Source organism: Actinacidiphila epipremni (assembly GCF_012034175.1).
Classification (GTDB): domain Bacteria; phylum Actinomycetota; class Actinomycetes; order Streptomycetales; family Streptomycetaceae; genus Actinacidiphila; species Actinacidiphila epipremni.
In genome coordinates this window covers 118,451-133,745 of record NZ_JAATEJ010000027.1, presented here as the reverse complement: position 1 = coordinate 133,745, position 15,295 = coordinate 118,451, and the positions used below count along the sequence as shown (strand labels likewise).

General features: G+C 68.8%; 16 protein-coding genes and 1 pseudogene. 9 read left to right on the top strand and 8 right to left on the bottom strand.

Annotated elements, in window-relative coordinates:
• A pseudogene (locus tag HCN08_RS27980) lies at positions 1-279 on the bottom strand (hypothetical protein); the annotation flags it as partial.
• Between the two features lie 172 nt (positions 280-451).
• On the opposite strand from HCN08_RS27980, the gene HCN08_RS27975 reads away from it, so the two are divergent.
• The 6 genes from HCN08_RS27975 (at position 452) to HCN08_RS27950 (ending at position 4,260) form a co-directional block, all read left to right on the top strand.
• The gene (locus HCN08_RS27975) at positions 452-1,717 is read left to right on the top strand and encodes a helix-turn-helix domain-containing protein (protein ID WP_167986051.1); all 1,266 of its coding nucleotides are present in this window, start codon (positions 452-454) and stop codon (positions 1,715-1,717) included.
• Positions 1,714-2,259: a flavoprotein gene (locus tag HCN08_RS27970; protein ID WP_167986050.1), complete on the top strand. Its 546-nt coding sequence runs from the start codon at positions 1,714-1,716 to the stop codon at positions 2,257-2,259. Before HCN08_RS27975 ends, HCN08_RS27970 begins: the two co-directional genes overlap by 4 nt.
• A gap of 139 nt (positions 2,260-2,398) precedes the next feature.
• Positions 2,399-2,863 carry an ATP-binding protein gene (locus tag HCN08_RS27965; RefSeq protein WP_167986049.1) on the top strand — a complete coding sequence of 155 codons (465 nt, stop codon included), beginning with the start codon at positions 2,399-2,401 and terminating at the stop codon, positions 2,861-2,863.
• The gene (locus HCN08_RS27960) at positions 2,860-3,135 is read left to right on the top strand and encodes a helix-turn-helix domain-containing protein (protein ID WP_322974725.1); all 276 of its coding nucleotides are present in this window, start codon (positions 2,860-2,862) and stop codon (positions 3,133-3,135) included. Before HCN08_RS27965 ends, HCN08_RS27960 begins: the two co-directional genes overlap by 4 nt.
• A gap of 178 nt (positions 3,136-3,313) precedes the next feature.
• A complete protein-coding gene (locus HCN08_RS27955; protein ID WP_167986048.1) occupies positions 3,314-3,460 on the top strand; it encodes a hypothetical protein in 147 nt (48 codons plus the stop codon).
• Between the two features lie 485 nt (positions 3,461-3,945).
• The gene (locus HCN08_RS27950) at positions 3,946-4,260 is read left to right on the top strand and encodes a hypothetical protein (RefSeq protein ID WP_167986047.1); all 315 of its coding nucleotides are present in this window, start codon (positions 3,946-3,948) and stop codon (positions 4,258-4,260) included.
• Positions 4,261-6,638: 2,378 nt separating this feature from the next.
• Here the strand turns inward: HCN08_RS27950 and HCN08_RS27945 are convergent.
• The 6 genes from HCN08_RS27945 to HCN08_RS27920 all read right to left on the bottom strand — a co-directional run bounded on the left by HCN08_RS27945 (position 6,639) and on the right by HCN08_RS27920 (position 11,305).
• Positions 6,639-7,385, bottom strand: a complete 747-nt coding sequence (locus HCN08_RS27945) for a class I SAM-dependent methyltransferase (RefSeq protein WP_167986046.1) — start codon at positions 7,383-7,385, stop codon at positions 6,639-6,641.
• A gap of 80 nt (positions 7,386-7,465) precedes the next feature.
• The gene (locus tag HCN08_RS27940) at positions 7,466-8,869 is read right to left on the bottom strand and encodes a hypothetical protein (protein ID WP_167986045.1); all 1,404 of its coding nucleotides are present in this window, start codon (positions 8,867-8,869) and stop codon (positions 7,466-7,468) included.
• Positions 8,869-9,636, bottom strand: coding sequence for a hypothetical protein (locus tag HCN08_RS27935; RefSeq protein WP_206319319.1), 768 nt, complete (start codon positions 9,634-9,636; stop codon positions 8,869-8,871). Before HCN08_RS27935 ends, HCN08_RS27940 begins: the two co-directional genes overlap by 1 nt.
• A gap of 37 nt (positions 9,637-9,673) precedes the next feature.
• Positions 9,674-10,261, bottom strand: coding sequence for a CYTH domain-containing protein (locus HCN08_RS27930; protein ID WP_167986044.1), 588 nt, complete (start codon positions 10,259-10,261; stop codon positions 9,674-9,676).
• A gap of 161 nt (positions 10,262-10,422) precedes the next feature.
• Positions 10,423-10,722: a hypothetical protein gene (locus HCN08_RS27925; protein WP_167986043.1), complete on the bottom strand. Its 300-nt coding sequence runs from the start codon at positions 10,720-10,722 to the stop codon at positions 10,423-10,425.
• A gap of 73 nt (positions 10,723-10,795) precedes the next feature.
• Positions 10,796-11,305 carry a nucleoside-diphosphate kinase gene (locus HCN08_RS27920; protein WP_167986042.1) on the bottom strand — a complete coding sequence of 170 codons (510 nt, stop codon included), beginning with the start codon at positions 11,303-11,305 and terminating at the stop codon, positions 10,796-10,798.
• Positions 11,306-11,650: 345 nt separating this feature from the next.
• Between HCN08_RS27920 and HCN08_RS27915 the strand changes: the two genes are divergently transcribed.
• Complete coding sequence (locus HCN08_RS27915; protein WP_167986041.1) at positions 11,651-12,310, top strand: HAD family hydrolase; 660 nt, start codon at positions 11,651-11,653, stop codon at positions 12,308-12,310.
• On the opposite strand, the gene HCN08_RS27910 is transcribed toward HCN08_RS27915, so the two are convergent.
• Entirely contained in the window at positions 12,291-13,565 is a 1,275-nt protein-coding gene (locus HCN08_RS27910) for a transcriptional regulator (RefSeq protein ID WP_167986040.1), read from the bottom strand. The two genes, HCN08_RS27915 and HCN08_RS27910, sit on opposite strands and share 20 nt — an antisense overlap.
• A gap of 190 nt (positions 13,566-13,755) precedes the next feature.
• Between HCN08_RS27910 and HCN08_RS27905 the strand changes: the two genes are divergently transcribed.
• Positions 13,756-14,160, top strand: a complete 405-nt coding sequence (locus HCN08_RS27905; protein ID WP_206319318.1) for a hypothetical protein — start codon at positions 13,756-13,758, stop codon at positions 14,158-14,160.
• Between the two features lie 91 nt (positions 14,161-14,251).
• Positions 14,252-15,277, top strand: a complete 1,026-nt coding sequence (locus tag HCN08_RS27900; protein WP_167986039.1) for a hypothetical protein — start codon at positions 14,252-14,254, stop codon at positions 15,275-15,277.
• Positions 15,278-15,295: the final 18 nt, after the last annotated feature.

The window sequence follows — 15,295 nt, the reverse complement described above, 5'->3', positions numbered from 1 at the left end:
TGAGATTAGCGCAGCGTTAGCTGAACCCGGGAACCCGGCCACGTCGAGGCCGACTTCTCGGAGGAGCGTGATCAGGACGTGCACGTCGGTGCTGTCGGGGAGATTGCTCAGGTGCACCGGCGAACGGAGCACGGCTGCCGCGGCCAGCAGCGGCAAGGCCGCGTTCTTCGATCCGTCGACGGTCACTGTGCCGGTGAGCGGCGGGCCAGGGCGGATGGCGATGACTTCGGCGGCCGTGGTCGGCGCGGTGCCCCGAGGATTGAGGGGCTGCGGTTCCATGCGGGACCTCCAGGATGGGTATGGCTCACCACGAAACCGTCGCCCGTACCTGCCGCTCCACCTGACCTGCTGGTGCTGCATGGGTTATGCAGGCCCCGCATGGGAGGTAGGCGGGGTGTTCCCTGGCTCTGTTCAAGGGGCAGGATCGGCGACGGCGGAGGGAGCCGCGCGCATGGCCGCAGAGCAGGACGAGGCGAAGAAGACCGGCGAGATCATCCGGCGTGCGCGTGTGCTCGCGAGACGTTCCCAGACCGATGTTGCGGCTGCGCTGGGATACCACCAGTCAAAGGTCAGTCGCCTCGAACAAGGCAGAGGCACGGAGGATTTACGCGTGCTGCGTGCCGTCGCCACGGAGCTCCGCATCCCCGTGGAGATGCTGGGACTGGCGACTGCTCCCATCGCCGACAACGCTGATCGAGAGACCACAGGGGACATGCACCGTCGCACATTCCTTGCCGCGGGCGTCGCCACGCTCGCCGCACCTGCACCGTCCGCGATTCCGTACGGGGAACTCGTCCAGTCGCTTCTTCCCGGTGTCGTGCCGACGGCGAGCACCGACGAGGAGGGTCTACCCGAGCTGGCCGGCAGGATGACGAGTTTGCGTGCCCTGTTCCTCGCGTGCGACTACGCCCGCCTCGAACTCCAGCTGCCTGCTCTCATCGGCGACCTCCGCCGGGCTGCCGTCAGCTCGTCGGAGGCGACCGGCATGCTGGCCGCCGCCTACCAGACCACCGCGAGCCTTCTCCTCAAGCACGGCGATCACGGCCACGCTTGGCTCGCGGTGGGTCGTGCGATGGCGGAGGCCGAGCGATCAGGCGACCCGGTCGTGCTGGCTTCCAGCGTGCGCTTGCACGCCCACCTGCTGGCCAGGGAGCATCACACCGCCCAAGCAGTCACCTTGGTCCGGCACACCGTGGACCACATGTCGGGCTCGTACGACCGCCGGTCTCCCCGGCACCTTGCTGTCCTCGGGATGCTTCTCCTGCGGGGGGTGACGGCTGCCGGACTGGGCGGCGACCGCGGCTCCGTACAGGACTTCCTCAGCGAGGCGCGTGAGGTCGCCGAGATGATGCCTGGCAGCGAGCCCGACAGGTGGTCCAACTTCAGCTCGATCAACGTCGAACTGCACGCGGTGAACGCGTCCGTTCTCCTGGGCGACGCGGGGTTGGCGCTCCAGGCGGCACGGCCGCTCATGCGCCGCCACATTCCGGTACCGGAGCGCCGGGCCGCGCTGTGGACGGACGCTGCCCGCGCGTACAGCCAGCAAGGCCGCCTTGCTGACGGTTACCAGGCGTTGCGTATCGCCGAGAGCTGCGCCGCCCAGGACGTACGCCGTCCTGCTGTGAGGGAGCTGGTCGCCGACATGGCTGCGCGCGACCGTCGTCGTACGCTGCCGGAACTGCACCACTTCGCCCGTCGGTTGGGAGTGCCCGCGTGAGTGATTCGCCGAAGAGGCCGTTCCTATACGTCGTTGTGTGCGCGGCCGGTGTTGCCCCGGACGTGGGGACGCTGATCTCGGCAGCGCAGGACCTGGGCTGGGGTGTGGGCGTCGTCGCCACGCCGCTCGGGCTCGGCTTCATCGATCAGGAGGCGGTCGAGGGACAGACGGGGTACCCGATCCGGTCGGCGTGGCGGAAGCCCGGTGACGTCCGCCCGCTGCCGCCGGCCGATGCGATCGCGGTGGCGCCGGCGACCTACAACACGATCAACAAGTGGGCGGCCGGCATCTCCGACACGCTGGCGCTGGGCATCCTGTGCGAGGCCTACGGGATGGGCATCCCCACCGCCGTGCTGCCGTACGTGAACAGCGCGATGGCCGCCCACCCCGCCTACGGCGAGAGCCTGGCGCGACTGCGCACGATGGGGGTCCTCGTCAGCGACTATGAACCGCATCCGCCGAAGTCGGGTGGGGGCGCGGACCGGTTCCGGTGGGAGGAGGCGCTGGAACTGCTCGCGCCGAGGCTAGCTGTCGGGGGCTGACTTTCGGCGGGCGCCCGGCCGCCTATGCATAGCGTGCATTGGTGGCAGCTCTGTGTGCATGAGGCGTGGTTTGCGGTATGGCTTCACCGCTTTGGTCTTCCTGAGATACGTCGATGGATACCAAGTGGGGAGAGACCCGATGACGCATTCGGGAAGCCGCGACGGGGCGCCGATCCTGGTGAGGCGGTGGCCGCGCAGCGCTCGGTGTGTGGGCGCAGCCCGGCAGGAGTTGCGGCAGGAGCTGGAGGCTTGGGGCCTGGGCCGGCTCGCAGAGACCGCCGAGTTGGTCCTTTCAGAGCTGTTCGGCAACGCGGTCCGGCACGCGTGCCCTCCTCGTGGGCGTCAGATCGAGACGCGCTACGAACGGGCTCCTGGTGGCGTGCGCATCGAGGTGCACGACGCCAACGAGAACTGGCCCGAACTCCGCAAGGCGACCGAGGATGAGGAATGCGGACGAGGGCTTCTTCTCGTGGACGCGCTCACCGGCTCGCGGTGGGGTGTGAGCGAGCGTGATGGCGTGGGGAAGCGGGTATGGGCTGTCGTCGCCGACGATGACCCGGAGCCCATCGGTTCCCCGGACGTGCAGCAGCGGGCGTCCCAGTGACCGAGAACAGTGCCCAGCGCACCCTGAGGAGCTGGGTCCGGCCGCGGAGGCTGCACCAGGAGCCGGAAGCGGTGACCTGGGCGCGCGAGAAAGCCGGGCTGACGAAACGGGCGCTGGCCGGCGAAGTAGGTATCTCAGAGCAGTTGATGGGGGAGATCGAGTCCGGGTGGCGCAGCGCGACTCCCGCGAATCTGGCGAGGATCGCAGCAGCCCTGAACTGCCCCCTTGTAGTGCTGGAGCGCAAGCGGCAATCCGCTGCAGGTGATGATTGACCTGGGCTTCGACGCTGTCATCGGTGTCGGCGGTTGCCAGGGTCGGATGGGCGAGCAGCCGCTTGGGACGACGCAGTGTCTGCCGCTGTCCGCATGGTCGAGAGGACGGTGCTACGGGCTCGGGCTGCTCGTGCTTGAGAGCTGAGCGGGGGCCGCTGGGCGAGGCGCTGGAGGCGGTTTGCAGCTCGGTGAGGGTGCGGCGGGTGGCTTCGACTTGCTGGTTGTGGTGGCGGGCGGCGTGCCAGCGCTGAATTGCCATGGCGGTGAGGATGACGGCATCGAGAAAGATGGCGATGGCCGCTCCGGTGCGGATGGCGCTTCGTAGGGCTCGGGCGTGTTGGTGGTCGGCTTGGATGCGGGAGCGGCTGGCGCGTTCGAAGTCGAGGGCTGCCTGGCGGAGCTGGGGTCGTAGGTCTTCGGGTGTGTAGAAGGGGAGTGCGTCGGGGGCTTCGGCGAAGGCGGTGATGTGGGCTTGGGAGGCTGCGTCGTCGGTGCCGGCGGGGTGGTGGGGGATGCGTTCGGTGGCGGCGGTGGCCTGGTGCGGGCCGACAGGCGGGGCTTCGGCGGCGGTGAGGCGGGTGCGCATCTGGGGGTAGGACAGGTCGGGGGCGAGGGTGGAGCCGGCGAACCAGATGGGCTGGCCTGCGGCGTTGGTGTCGCCGTCGAGGGCGACTTTGTAGCCGCGGATGTCGCCGGAGGGGAAGCGTAGGACTTCGACCTTCATGCTGCTGCTGGCGAGGTAGTGGAAGAGCTCGTCGGGGGTGGTGGAGACGGCGACGATGGTGCGGATGGTGGCGCGGAGTTGTTCGCGTGGGTGCGCTGGCGGCCGGTGCGGTGGGCTTTTTCGGTTTCGGCGCGGGTGGGGCGTTTGGCTGCGGTGCTGTCGCCGGGGGTGACGTGGCGCAGTTGGTAGTCGTTTTCGATCTGGCGGGCTTCTGTTTGGGCGCGTTTGTAGGAGTGGGAGTCGCGGGGTTTGGTGCCGTCCTGGCGGACCGTGGTGGCGAGGACGTGGATGCGGTTGCCGGCGTGGCGGACGGCGATCCAGCGGCAGGCGCCATCGTCTTCCCGTTGTGCGTGGACGTCCTGACGGTCGAGGAGTGGCTCGGCACGATCGCGCCCAGGTAGCTCCCGGCTGCGGGCGGCGGGAGTGCCCTGTCGCGCTACGTAGCGGTGAGCGGCGAGCCCGATGAGGAGACCCTGCGCCGGATCGAAGGCGCCGGAGCCATCCAGCGCGCAAGGTGAGGCGCCGTGGCCTGCTGGGGCTAGATCTCTGGTCGGCCGTAGGAGGTCGAGTGGCGTGCTTCGGCGGCCGTACTGTGTTCTCTGGGAAGCCGGCGAACAGCTTCACGAGTGTTACGCCCCTTTTATCACTCTCTTCAAAACTGGTTCAAAGCGGGCTGGCCCCCTAGGGAACCCGCAGGTCAGTCAGACTGCTCCCCGCGCCCGCGGGGATGGACCCGGGCTCGACTGTGACGACTCGACGGCCACGAACTGCTCCCCGCACCCGCGGGGATGGACCTGCCACGATCGAAGCGTCCACGCCGACAGGGAACTGCTCCCCACGCCGCAGGGAGTGACCTGGCTTCGGCCGTGGTGCTGAAGCCGAATGCCGCCCGTTCGCTGAAGCGCCGTCGTCGTGGGTGAGCGCGGATTCCAGGTCTTCGTGGGTCAGCGTGCAGTCTGCTGGGTGAGGTCTCCGCGAATAGCCGCGGACGAAACGGCAGATGGCGCTGCCTTCGCCCGCAAGAGAACGCACGACTTGCCCGTGCTCTGCAATGAAGGCCGCTCCATCCTCGGCTGTGCGGCAGGCGATGACTGTGAATCCGACCGAGGATCGGGTCCGCTTACGGCACGGCACTGGCACGGCCCGTCTGGCTTCGGGCCGGCGCGTGGTCAGGCCGGTGATTGCCGGGACTCCGGCTTCACCATGGGTGACGTAGAGGTGTGATAGGGGATCTTTTCCGCGACTTTGTGCGACACGGCTCACTAGAAATGCGTCTCGCTATTCGAAGGCCCTCGGCGTTCAGCGGTCGACTGCGGTCATCGGGCGCATTCGCGCGCCGCAATTCGCCGTCCAATGGCACGGCTATGGCACGTGACCCTCGAATTGGTCCACACAACAAACAAGCCCCAGGCTGCTGACCTGGGGCTATGTATTGGAGCGGATGACGGGAATCGAACCCGCGCTCTGAGCTTGGGAATCACCGGGTCCTTCTCGGCGTCCGTGCAGGTCAGCGCTTCAACGAGCCGTTCAAGTGACACGTCGCCGACACCACCGTTGCCCGTGTTGACCTCCTTGTACTGCTGTAACTGGCGCGGCTGTGGTGCGAGCCGTCGTGCCCGGCGCGCACGGAACTGCTTCTAGTGGTGTCAGTTGGCTCGCAGGTTGGGGCTTGGGTACGAGGCGGGCTGGGGAGCCCACGCCCTCACCTCATTTTGCGAGTCCTCCCCGCCTGACTCAACGAGCCAGACCACTTGAGGGGGTCAACTTTCAAGCGCCGCCACCGGTCCACTTTTCAGCCGTCGCCGACAGATGAGAACCACGGTTCGCTGGGGCAAGGACAGGTGGTCGCTGACGTTGCGAGCCCTCTCGGGCTGATGAGGACGACCGGCGCGGGAGCGAGCAGGCCACCGCTGACGCGTTGCGAGCCTCCTGGGCTGATGAGGACCGCGTCCGTGAGCTGCTTGAGCGTGACCCCGGCCGCGTTGCGAGTCCTGCTGGGCTGATGAGGACACGGGCGCAGTGCAGGGACTTCGTGCGCCGGCTCTGGTTGCGAGCCCTGCTGGGCTGGAGGACATGGATCGAGCGTGCGGGGTCCGTTGCCGCGTACCGTTTGCGAGCCCTGCTGGGCTGATGAGGACCTGCCCCTGCATGTGGGCGGCCAGCAGCGCGCACGCCTGGTTGCGAGCCCTCCTGGGCTGATGAGGACAGCCAGGCGACTCCAGGCCCGCCGCGAGCTGCCGGGGTTGCGAGCCCTCCTGGGCTGATGAGGACCCCGCGAGCCGGTCGAGCCGGAGGTAAGCCTCGCTCGTTGCGAGCCCTCCTGGGCTGATGAGGACCCGGGTACCGGTCGGGGCCGGCGTGGCGGGCGGTCACGGTTGCGAGCCCTCCTGGGCTGATGAGGACCCGACGCCTTCCTCCGCTACGGCCTGGAGGAAGAGCTGTTGCGAGCCCTCCTGGGCTGATGAGGACCTCCTGGGCTGATGAGGACCCCGACCTGGCGACGGGCGCCCACTACCCGTACGTCGTTGATGAGGACCTCCTGGGCTGATGAGGACCCCGAGGGTAAAGACACAGGTCAGGGCCTGTTAACGGGGACTGCTGCAAGGCAGTTTCGCAGCGACCGATTGGTACTGCATCACCGCAGGTCAGCGGGCCTTGTCGCTGGAGCATCTCGTTACCCAGCCTAGCGGGGGTCGACGCAGGAGGAGGGATTGCCGGCGGAGGTCGGCGGACTCTTCCAGCGACAGCGGGCTTGGGCTGGAATCAACCGTGCCGTGGCCTACTTAGAAGCCACGACGTACACGCTCGCCGACTCCCGCTTCGGGTTGGCGATCGTCGCGTCGAAGGACCATGGTTCCACGTGGATGAACCCGGCTTCGGTGAAGAGCTGGGTGAGCTTCTCCATGTCGTAGGCCCAGTAGTGGGGGTTGTAGGTGGGGTCGTCGTCCTGGTCGCGGAAGACGTAGTTGATCAGGTCGAGGTAGGTGTTGATGTCCCCGCGGCAGGTGCGGTTGGCGTACCAGCGGTCGATCATCTCGGCCGCTTGGGATGGCGGGGCCGGGTACTGGTTCAGGACGTGGGAGGCGTCGGGGACGCCGGTGATCACCTGTCCGCCCGGGGCCAGGACGCGGTAGGCCTCGCGGGCGTAGTGCTTGGCCGAGCGCGGGTAGTCGATGTGCTCCAGGAAGTGCTCGGAGAAGAGGACCTGGACGGTGGCGTCGTGGAGGGGGATGCCCTCGCGGACGTCCCACAGGAGGTCGGCCGGCGGGACGGCGTCGATGTTGAAGAAGCCGTCGATGCGGTGGGCGCCGCCGCCGATTTGTACGTGGGTGGGCCTCTCGTCGATGCGGCCGTTCGGCCACGCCTTCTGGCTGGCCTGGTGGTCGCGGGTGAGGGTGATCTCCTTCGCTGTGGCGCGGAGCGTGCGGGCGAGACCGTGGGGGGTGGACGGGTCGGCCAGCAGGGCGGTGACGTGATCGGCGAAGGCGTCGAGCTGGGAACGCTGGCTTGCCTCGGAAATGGGCATGACGGGACTCCGTACGTGGTGGGTGTGGGACGCGAAGGCGGGGCGCCGTCGCAGGCCGTGGGCGTTCTCAAGGGACGACGTCAGGCCGGAGTCGGTGTCGTCGAGGGCTGAGCCCACTTGTTGTTGCGCATCAGCGTGTACTTGATGTCGACCAGCCGCGGCGCGATGGTGAGGTCCAGCTCCTCGGCCGGGTGGAGGTAGCCGGCGCCGTCGCGTTCGGCTCGCCACACGCGGTACTGCAGGTCAGGGTAGGCGGGGTTGATGCCGACCTCGCCCTTCGGAAAGGTGCCGTTGAAGGGGACCACGATGTCCATGTGGTTCCAGTAGTTCCAGGCCTGAAGCGCCTTGTGCTGGTCGTAGTAGAAGTAGAAGTCGGGGTAGCGGCCGAAGGTACGCAGCTCGCGGTGGATCAGGTGGCCGAGGAGCGGGCCGAGCTCATCGGCGAGGCTGTCGAACTCCCACCGCCGGTGGTGCCAGGCCGAGGGGGCTTTGCCGGGTGTGAACAGCCGGGCCGCGACCAGGTAGCTGATTCGGGCGGTGAGGTACGTGCGCGCGTGCTCCGGGTCCGTGGTGGCGTCGATGCGGGTGAGCAGCGCATCCAGTTCCCTGGGGGAGGGGCGGAACTTCGCCAGGTCGAAGCGGCCGGCCATATGCGGGAAGGTCGCGAAGAGCATCTCCTTGTAGAGCCAGTTGTTGAACTCGCCGACCGCCGCCCGCTCACGGGTGTGCGCGCTCGTCGAGTGCAGCATCAGGTACTCCGCCAGAGCCTCGAAGTAGATGTAGCCGAGGATGGGCAGGCGGGGGATGGCCTCGTCAAGCAGACGCAGGAAGGGCTCAGGCTGTACGCGGGTGCCTTCGTAGGCGACGCTGGCGGCGAGCGCGAGGAAGGCCGTGGAGTTCTTGGCGCGGCTGACGACGGTCTCGCGCAGGCGGTGCCGCTCGGCCTTGGAGAGCAGGTATTCGAGCCGGCTGTAGATCTGCAGGTGGATCGAGCCGAGGCGCAGGTAGTCGATGCCGGCCAGACCGCGGTATGCCTGTGCGGGGAGGGTCACCTCGAAGATGAGGGGGGTCGGTGTGTGCCCGGTCAGGTTCATCCGGGCGACGAAGGCCGGCGCCTCCTTGTCGAGCACGTAGGCGCCGAGGTTGTGCATGCGGTACCCGCTGCCCGTTGCGGCGAGCGGGGCGCAGTAGATCGCTCCTACCAGGCAGCCCCCCGACGGGTAGAGGACGCCGTGTTCGGTGATCTGTTCCAGTGCGTGGGTGACGTGGAGCAGGTGCAGGGTCTGGCCGCTGCTGAGGGAGTCGAAAAGCGCGTTGCTTCGCAGCAGTGCCCCGTTGGGGGTGGCCTGGGCCAGACGGGTCTCCCAGGCGCGGGTCTGCTCCGCGAGGGGATCGGCCGAACGGCGGCCGGGGCCGGGTATGAGCGCGGTGTCGAAGAATGCATGCGCGTCGGCCCACTCCTCGTAGGTGTCGAGGAAGTCCATCAGGACAGCAGTCCCTTCTCGCGTAATGCCACCCCAACGGCCTCCGCGCTTCCCAGACCGTCCAGCTGCGCGTTCTCGGAACGCACGACGAGGTCGAACGCCGCCGCGCGGAATCGCTCGAAGCTGCCTACGCGGACGTGTTCGGCATCAGGCCACCAGCTGAGCTTCGGCAGGCGGTAGCGGTCGAGGGCGTCGGCGGCCTTGACCATGTCGCAGAGCTGCTCCGCCTTCGCGTAGTCGGCCTCGTCGGCCGCGGAGAAGGAGGTGTACGGCACGTCGTGCAGTCGCACCGCGACGGCGGCCCGACTCATACGGGCCGTCGTCGCGGTCAGGTCGAAGTGCCGCCAAACCGCGTCCGCGTTCTGGGCCAGCCAGGAGGAAGCACGGGCGCCGTGGCCCCGGTCGTCCTGGTCGTGGACTCTGCGGCAGTCGTGTACCGCGGCGGCCACGACGAGATCACCGGTCTCAGCCTCATCCATGCCGGCGTCCCGGGCCAGCAGTGCCGCGAGCGCCGCCGTACGCATCCCGTGCCGGACGCCGTGAAGGGAGCCGGTGACCCGGCTCTCGAGCCACCACCCAGCCGGGGCCGCCGCCCGCTGAAGCAACCGCTGGGACGCCTCCGGCAAGGGCGCCATCGCCACCTCGCGCAGATCCGGCCGGTTGGCCGCGATCCAGCGCACCGTGACGCGGTCCATGTACTGGTGCTGCGGAAGCTGCCTTCGTGCGGCCAACTCGACCAGACTTTCCGTCTGCGGCATCGTGCCCATCGCGCCTACCCCCTCTGTGATCCGGTGCGGTCGCCGCTCAGCGGGCGGCGGCCGGCTGAGCGGCGGTGGCGGACTTCCATTCGCGCTCCGCCGCCTCGAAGGCCGCGGTGAAGTCGGCGAGTTCCTGCTCGCTCATCAGCGGCACGTCCAGCTCCTGGGCCACGGCCCGGACGCGCGCCTCGGCCTCGTCGCGTTCTGCCTCGGTCGGCCGGTCGCCGAGCAGGACCTCGAACTCGGCATGGTGTCCCCACGCCTCGCTCCACTTCACGGCGATCTCGACGCCCCGGAAGCGGAAGTTGTGGCGGCGGTTGAACGCCTCGTGCCTGACGTCGTCGAATCCGAGCGCGTTGAACACCCGAACCGCCGCGGCCACGTCCTGCCGGGCGATCTGGATCTCCGTCTCGGGGAACGCGGAGCCCTGGCCGATCTTGCTGTCCTTGAGCGTGATCTTCGCCGTACCTGTGGCGGTGTTGTCCGTGACCTTCAGGAGCTTGTCGGGCAGCACGTAGAAGTGGATGAGCTTGTCGTCGCAGCCCAGGTCCTCACCCTCGGCTTCGAGGCGGGAGAGGAGTCGGTCGTGCGCTGCCTCGTCGAAGCGGGCGCGCATTTCGATCTCGACGGCCAACGGTCTGAGTCCTTTCGTGGGCATGGCGGTGCCGACCGGGACAGGTGAGGTGTTCCTCGGTTGGCCCGGATGGGTGGTGGGGTGTCGAAAGGGGGCGGTCGTTGCTCACCGACGGGTGAGCAACGACCGAACCGGTAGCGGCCTACAGCCGCCGATGCGCGTCAGGCGAGCTGGCCGAAGCGGTCGCGGACGACCCCTTCGTGGAGGTAGTTGGGGAGCAGCACCCCGCCTACCGATACGCGGGTGGTGGCGACCTGCTCCTCGGTGTCGCCGGGGAACCCTTCCAGCAGGCGCAGGCACTGCGCGACCCATTCGCGGGACTGGTCCCAGTCGCCCGCGTCACGGGTCCGTACGGCCAGCGCGTACGCCGTCTCCGCGGCTGCCCAGCGATCGGTGGCCAGCTCCCGCTGGAAGCTCGTCTCCATCTCGGCGACGGAGGCAGCGCGGGTCGGGTTGGTCATCGTGCTCTCTCTCGTAGGTGGTGCCCCGTTGGTGTTCAACGCGTCGACGTCGCGTTGGTGACGTCGCCCGGCGTCAGTAGGTGAAGGTCTCCGCAAGCGTGCGGTAGTCGTGGAGCTCGTCCTTGTCGAACCACAGCTCGACCTCCTGCGCCGCCTCCTCCTTGTTTCCGGAGGCGTGCACGAGGTTCGCGACGGCCTTGCCCGAGGCCGTGCTCGCGGCGCGGCTGTAGTGCGAGAAGTCGCCCCGGATCGTCCCGGCCGGCGCCTCGTTCGGATACGTGCTCCCGACGATCTTGCGGACGGTCGCGACCGCGTCGAAGCCCTCCAGGACCATCGCGATTACGGGTCCCTGCTGCATGAAGGTGGAGGTGAGGTTGTAGACCTCCGCCCCGAGGCGCTCCTCCAGGTCGAAGTAGTGCCGCCGCGTGAAGTCGGCGTCCATCTGCTTCATCTTGACGCCGATGATCTTGAGGGCGGCGTCCTCGAAGCGAGTGATGATCTTCCCGGCGAAACCGCGGACGACGGCGTCGGGCTTGAGAAGTACGAGGGTGCGCTCCACCGTCGGGTCCTGGTCCTGCGGCATGGTTTCCCTTTCAGCGTCTGGACAGGCAAAAATGACGAGCATTCAGCTTCTCGTTTCGCCCGAGGTTACCCGGCGGCAGGAGGGGAGTCCGTGCACGAGACTTCCGGAGCGTGACCACCGGCCGGTCGGATGCACGCGCTCCCTGGACCTGCCCGGCCCAGCGCTCACAGCGCCTGAGTCGCGGCAGTTCCGACGACGGCGGAGCTATCCTGACGGCGCCCACGGCACCACTCAAGGACTTCCAGAGGTCGCCGAGAGGACGCTGGGGGGTCGTGGGGCTCTGCGTGCGGCTACCACCGCCGATAGGGCGGCCCGGGTCCTTCGGTGCCGGTTACGCTGCCTTGCATGATTCGCGCTGTGGTGTTCGACGTCGGTGAGTGCCTGGTGGACGAGACCAGGGAGTACGGCACGTGGGCGGACTGGCTGGGGGTCCCCAGGCACACGTTCGCGGCGGTGTTCGGCGCGGTTATCGCACAGGGCCGGGACTACCGCGAGACGTTCCAGGTCTTCCGGCCCGGCTTCGATCTCACCGCGGAGCGCGAGCGCCGGGCAGAGGCCGGGAAGCCCGAGTGGTTCGGGGAGGACGACCTGTACCCCGACGTGCGGCCGACGCTGTCCGCTCTGCGCGCGGCCGGCCTGTGGGTCGGGGTCGCGGGCAACCAGACGGTACGCGCCGGTGGACTGCTCCGTGGACTCGACCTGCCCGCCGATCTCATCGCGACCAGCGACGACTGGGGCGCCTCGAAGCCGGACGTCGCCTTCTTCGAGCACGTCATCCAGGCGGCGCCGGCCCGTCCGGAGGAGATCCTGTACGTCGGCGACCGGCTGGACAACGACATCCGGCCAGCGGCGGAGGCGGGGCTTCTGACCGCGCTGATCCGCCGCGGACCGTGGGGAACCATTCAGCAGAATGACCCGGACGCCGACGCCGTAGCGACGATGCGCATCGACTCCCTTGCCGAGCTGCCGGACCGCATCGCCAAAATCAATGCTGAAGGGCGCTGACGGTCGTCCCCCACGCGTAGAGGCGGTCGTCGAGGTCGCGGACGCAGTCTTCGTTCTGCCACTTCGTCAGCGCGCGGCGGACCTCGCGTACCCGTTCCATGCCGGTTGCGTACCAGGTGAGGGCGAGCTGCTCCAGGGCGCGGATCGCGTACGCGCAGGCCGCCTGCGGGTCGCCGGCAGCAGCTTCGACGGCGGCCAGATCACCGAGTAGGACGCTGCGCTGCTTCTCCGCCTCCGGAAGCAGGTCCTCGAGAGCGGCACCGAGGGTCGCCCGCGCCTGAGGCAAGTGGCCGGCTTTCAGTTGGACGTTGCCCTTGAAGGCGGCCAGCCGGGCGGGGCTGAACCAGTCCATCCACGCCGGCGTGGCGTGCTCGGAACCGGCAGTCAGGACGTCCTCGGCGTGGGCGATGAGATTGAGCGCGGTCCGGGTGTCACCGCAGCGGGTCTCGCACTCGGCTTCGACCGCGTCCAGCCACGCCACGAACTCCGCCGACGCCGGACCGCGGCGTGCGTACGTCCGGGCCGCGATCATCCGCTCGGCCGCACCGTCGCGGTCCCCGGCCCAGCCGGGGATGAAGGCCGTGTGGGCCAGGACCGCCGATCCGAGTAGCGGGTCGTCGGCCTCGCCGGCTGCTTGCAGCGCACGCAGCAGGGTCTCGCCGGCTCGGTCCGGCTGGCGGAGGTCGAAGAACTCGATGCGGCCGGCTAGGAGGTAGGACTCGGCCAGGGCCGCCGCGAGAGTGCGCCGGGCCGGGTCCGCCAGAGCCGGAAGCAGGGCGATGCCCAGACGGGCGTGTTCCAGGATGGCGGGGTGCAGGTCCGTTGGGGTGACCGACCAGTAGAGGTGCCGGTGGGCCCTTGTCACGGCCTCGAAGTCGCGGGCGACACTGGCAGGCTGTGCCGGGAGCCCGGTCTGCTTCGGGATTCTTGCCAACTGGGCGGTGGAAGCGGGAGCGGCCGACGAGGTTCGGCGCGCCGTGCCGGCGGATGGTCCGCTTTCCTCCCACGGCGGAGTGAAACCGAGGTCCTCCATCGACTGGCCGAGCAGGTGGGTGAGGACGCGGTGGACATCGGGCTGTGGCCACGGAGGCGTCGCTGACTCCCAGCGCCTGACCTGCCGGACGCCGACCGCCAGTCCGCGGATGCCGAACCTGGGCGCAGCGGCGGTGATGGCGTCCGCCAGCGCCTGCTGTGAGTTGTAACCGGCCGCGACACGAGCGGACTTCAACCGGGTGTTTCCTGCGGGACGCGACATCGCTGCCTCCGGAGTGAGAGCTCTGCCCTGAGCCTGCCAGTCATGTCCCCATCGCGGCACGCGTTCACTCTTTTTACGTCGGCTGAGCCCTGTTTGCGACCTCTTGACGTCCTGTCAGGGTCCTCGAAAGAGGACTCGTGTGTCGTCACTATTGCTGCTCCACTGCCCCCAACGGCAAGGAGCCGTTGCCATGTCCGTCCATGTCCTCCGGGGACCCGCGGTACGAAGCATCACCGGTTACCAGATCCAGGCTGCCGGACACGGATGGGACGCCGTGCGTGTGCACGCTCCCGTCGCCCGGCCCGTGCTGCTCGCTCTGGGGGACCGCAGCGGAGCCGTCATCGAGGACCCACGCGAACCCGCGCTCTACTGGTTCGTCGTCCCGGGCGCCACGGCCGGGTGGGATGTGCCGGGAACCCGTCCCCTCGGCTTGCACCAGCATCTGGTCGTCCCGGACAGGTGCCGCAGGCAGGGGCCCGGACCGTGGTGGCGTATCCACCCGGAGCGCGGCGCGCTGCTGACCGACGCGGGCGCACTGCTTCAGGCGCTGCGCATGGCGGCGGGCACGTGCGTCAGCGATGAGGCATTCCGATGAGGGCGCACCGCACCCGCTCCGGGCCCGGAGGGCACCACGCTGATACCTGTGCACCGCGCACAGCGGGCGGCGGCCGTGGGAGTGGTGGCCGGTGAGTACCCAGCCGTCGGAATTCCGGCCGTCCTTCCACCCGGCCGCGCACGATGCCGACCTGCGCAAGGCAGTGGAGGAAGTACGAGTAGGACGCTGGATGCCCATGCGCGACCTGCTTGCGCGAACCGGAACCGCCTGGGCGTTGCGCACCGCACGCTCACAGGTGCTGGCCGCTGCCGCAGCCCGGTCGCACGTCGTCAGGACATGGCTCACCGAAGAGCCGACCAACCCGGATGCCCTGATGATGCGGGCCAGGGTGGATGTGGGGCGGGCCTTGCACGCCTGGCAGTCCGGCCACGAGTCGGCGTCCGGGTTGGCGAAACGAGCGAGGGAGTCGGCGCACCTGGCAATGCGGGCGGCCCCGCCCGATCCGGTTCCGTGGGTGTGCCTGCTCGCCCTCGCCCAGCTCGACCTGGAGCAGCGGCGTCCGGAACACCATCTCCGTCCACCGGACCGGCTCCTGCCGCCGGGACCGTGGGGGCTGCTCCGGGAAGTCCAGCGCCGCGATCCGTTCAACAGGGAAGGCCATCACCGCGTCCTCCGCACACTGCTCGCCCAGCCGCTCGGCGGGCCGGCGGCCGCGCTCCACTTCGCGCACTGGGTGAAGTCCTGGGTCCCATGGCAGTCCGGTTCGGCCCTGTTGGTGCTGCCGTTGTACGCGTACGCCCAGCACTACCGGGACAAGCGTGAGCGTGGCCGCTACGACGCCATCGGACGAGCCCAGTGGACCCGGGAGCCCGTCACCGACGACGTACAACGAGCCCTCAAGGGCTGGTTCGACCTTTCCCCGCCTCTTGAACGCTCTCCACTCGACCTGAACTACCTGGCGCACGCCCTGTGGGCCGGTCACCGGTACGCGGAAGCAGCAGGCGTCTTTGCCGCCATCGGCCCCTACATGGCCACTCAGCCGTGGAGCTTCGTGGCGTCCGATCCCGGCGACCCGCAGGCCGGCATCAACGAGTTCCTACGGGCCCGCGGCCAGTGCCTCGCCTTCGCCGGGCCACCGCGGGCCGGTCCTGCCTGACGGTCAAAGGCGGCCGGT

What these genes read in the sequence shown, in the direction of transcription:
- HCN08_RS27975 (WP_167986051.1), top strand. Translation starts at nt 452, where the DNA reads ATGGCCGCAGAGCAGGACGAGGCGAAGAAGACCGGCGAGATCATCCGG.
- HCN08_RS27965 (WP_167986049.1), top strand. Translation starts at nt 2,399, where the DNA reads ATGACGCATTCGGGAAGCCGCGACGGGGCGCCGATCCTGGTGAGGCGG.
- HCN08_RS27945 (WP_167986046.1), bottom strand. Translation starts at nt 7,385, where the DNA reads ATGCCCATTTCCGAGGCAAGCCAGCGTTCCCAGCTCGACGCCTTCGCC.
- HCN08_RS27940 (WP_167986045.1), bottom strand. Translation starts at nt 8,869, where the DNA reads ATGGACTTCCTCGACACCTACGAGGAGTGGGCCGACGCGCATGCATTC.
- HCN08_RS27935 (WP_206319319.1), bottom strand. Translation starts at nt 9,636, where the DNA reads ATGGGCACGATGCCGCAGACGGAAAGTCTGGTCGAGTTGGCCGCACGA.
- HCN08_RS27925 (WP_167986043.1), bottom strand. Translation starts at nt 10,722, where the DNA reads ATGACCAACCCGACCCGCGCTGCCTCCGTCGCCGAGATGGAGACGAGC.
- HCN08_RS27920 (WP_167986042.1), bottom strand. Translation starts at nt 11,305, where the DNA reads ATGCCGCAGGACCAGGACCCGACGGTGGAGCGCACCCTCGTACTTCTC.
- HCN08_RS27915 (WP_167986041.1), top strand. Translation starts at nt 11,651, where the DNA reads ATGATTCGCGCTGTGGTGTTCGACGTCGGTGAGTGCCTGGTGGACGAG.
- HCN08_RS27910 (WP_167986040.1), bottom strand. Translation starts at nt 13,565, where the DNA reads ATGTCGCGTCCCGCAGGAAACACCCGGTTGAAGTCCGCTCGTGTCGCG.
- HCN08_RS27905 (WP_206319318.1), top strand. Translation starts at nt 13,756, where the DNA reads ATGTCCGTCCATGTCCTCCGGGGACCCGCGGTACGAAGCATCACCGGT.